Here is a 2,613-nt window from a genome sequence, read left to right on the forward strand (position 1 = left end):
CGCGTCGCCGGCCGTCGGCACCGGCTCGGCCGGGCCGGCCTTGCCCGGCTCGCGCTTGCCGGGGTCTTTCTTGCCGGAGTCTTTCTTGCCCATCGATCGGATATGGCTCGTGAAACCGCGCCGTCGAGACCCGGCGCGACCGGGATCGTCAGCCGACGGCGACGGGATGCTTGGTCACCTGCGGGACCCGCATGGTGACCAGTTCCTCGGACGCGGTCGGGTGCACCGCGATGGTGCGGTCGAAATCGGCCTTCGTCGCGCCCATGGTCACCGCGATGCCGACCGCCTGGATGATCTCGCCGGCATCGTGCCCGAAGATGTGGACGCCCACGACCTTGTCGCTGGCGCAGTCGACCAGCACCTTCATCAGGATCTTCTCGTCGCGTCCCGACAGCGTCGCCTTCATCGGCCGGAAGCTCGCCTTGAACACGTCGATCTTGCCGAAGATCGCGCGGGCGGTGTCCTCGTTGTGGCCGACGACGCCGATCTCCGGGGTCGAGAACACCGCGGTCGGGATCAGGCGGTGGTCGACGCAGGCCGGCTTCTCGCCGAACACCGTGTCGGCGAAGGCGTGGCCCTCGCGGATCGCGATCGGCGTGAGGTTGGCGCGATTGGTGACGTCGCCGACCGCGTAGATGGAGGGCACCGCGGTCCGCGAGTAGGCGTCGACCGGGATCGCGCCGGCGGCGTCGGTCTCGATCCCAACGCGGTCGAGGCCGAGCCCGCCGACGTTCGGGCGCCGGCCGGTCGCGATCAGCACCTGGTCGACCGTGATCGTCTCGCCGTCGTCCAGCGTCGCGGCGATCCCGCCCGCGACGCGCTCGAGCTTCGCGAGGGTGCGCCCGAGCTTGAGCGACATCCGCCTGGCGTAGGCTTCGCCGAGCGCGTCGCGGATCTCGTCGTCGAAGCCGCGCAGCAGCCTGTCGCCGCGATGGAGCAGCGTCGTCCGGCTGCCCAGGGCCGCGAACACGCCGGCGAACTCGACGGCGATGTAGCCGCCGCCGATCACCAGGATGCGCTCGGGCAGCGTCTCCAGCTCGAACACCTCGTTCGAGGTGATCGCCAGCTCGGCGCCCGGCACCGCCGGTTCCTTCACCGGATGGGCGCCGACCGCCACCAGGATCACCTTGGCGGTCACGCGCGCGCCGCTGCCGATGAGGCGGATCGTGTGCGCGTCCTCGATCACGGCGCGCTCCGGCACCACCGTGACCCCGGCGCGGATCAGGTTGGCGTCGTAGATCCCTTCGAGCCGGGTCACCTCGGCGTCGCGCCTCCGCTTCAGGACGCTCCAGTCGAAGCGCGGTGCCTCGACGGTCCAGCCGAACCCGGCGGCGTCCTCGAATTCGTCGGCGAAGCGACCGGCATAGACCATCAGCTTCTTCGGCACGCAGCCGCGGATCACGCAGGTGCCGCCGACGCGGTACTCTTCCGCCATGGTCACGCGGGCGCCGTAGCCGGCCGCGATCCGCGCGGCGCGAACGCCGCCCGAGCCGCCGCCGATGACGAACAGGTCGACGTCGTAGGTGTCGGTCATGACGGGGTCCGATCGGGCGCGGCCGAGGGCCGGGGAAGGGGTGCCTGCGCGGTGCGGTGCCCGGCATCGCGCAGCCAGGTGATGGCAGCGCCGAGGCCGGCGGTCCACCACGCCGCCCAGGTGTTGTGCTCGACCAAGGCGATGGCCGCCGCCGCCGCGATCAGGGCGAGCGCCGTCGCGCGCTCGGCCGAATCCGAACCCGCAACCGGCGCGAGCATCAGCATCGAGACGGCCGCCACGAGCACGGCGCCGACGACGCCGAGCTCGGCCCAGACCTGAAGGAACGCGTTGTGCGGATGGCCGACCGCCAGAAGCGTGCGCATCTCGGGATCGAGGCGTTGGGCCACCGGCGTCTCGGCGAAGCGGGCGGAGGTGCCGAAGCCCGCCCCGACCCACGGATCCGCCGCGACCGCGGCGCCGAAGCTGCGGGCGATGGCGACGCGGGCGCGCGACGAGGAATGCACCAGCCGCTCGTGCGCGGCCTCCGGCATGAAGCGATCGAGCAGGTCGCCCTCCACCGGCGCCAGCGCCACCGCGAGGCCGAGGCTCAGCCCGGCCACGCCGACGGCGAGCCGGCCCGGCACGAGCCGCGCGAGGGCGAACATCGCCCCGCCGGCGATCAGCCCCATGGCGGCGGCTCCGCTCACCGAGCGCAGGATGCCGAGGGCCGCGAAGGCCAAGGCGACGAGGGCGAGAACCCGCCGGCCCTGCCGCCACAGCACCAGGGCGAGCGGACCGGCGACGACGGCGAGGGTCAGCGCCGGGCGGTTGTAGACGAATTCCGCCACCCGCTGACCGAGCGCGCGCTGCAGCGGCAGGCCGGTGGCGAGGCCGACGGCGATGGTCAGCCCGGCGAGCACCACCATCGCCGCCGCGAGCGGAGCCGCGAAGGCCGGGATGCGCCCCGGCGCGAGGCGGACGAGGAGGTAGGCAGCGACGAGCGTCGGCAGGAACTCGCCGGCCATCCGCAGCGACAGCGCGGGGAACGGCGTCCAGGCCAGGGTGAGCGCGCACCAGGCGAGGAACGCCAGCGCGGCGAGGCCGACCGGCGTCGCGAGCGGCGGGACGAGGCGGCGCGG

The 2,613-nt window shown here is 73.3% G+C and carries 2 protein-coding genes; both read right to left on the reverse strand.

Annotation, left to right across the window (positions count from 1 at the left end; translation table 11 throughout):
• Positions 1-148: 148 nt before the first annotated feature.
• The gene (gene gor / locus FV223_RS24910) at positions 149-1,534 is read right to left on the reverse strand and encodes a glutathione-disulfide reductase (protein WP_147729471.1); all 1,386 of its coding nucleotides are present in this window, start codon (positions 1,532-1,534) and stop codon (positions 149-151) included.
• A partial coding sequence (locus tag FV223_RS24915) for an O-antigen ligase family protein (RefSeq protein WP_147729472.1) occupies positions 1,531-2,613 on the reverse strand: 1,083 nt, incomplete at its 5' end. The genes FV223_RS24915 and gor, both read right to left, overlap by 4 nt.

Source organism: Methylobacterium sp. WL116, assembly GCF_008039455.1.
In the GTDB taxonomy this organism is placed as follows: Bacteria; Pseudomonadota; Alphaproteobacteria; order Rhizobiales; family Beijerinckiaceae; genus Methylobacterium.

What these genes read in the sequence shown, in the direction of transcription:
- gor (WP_147729471.1), bottom strand. Translation starts at nt 1,534, where the DNA reads ATGACCGACACCTACGACGTCGACCTGTTCGTCATCGGCGGCGGCTCG.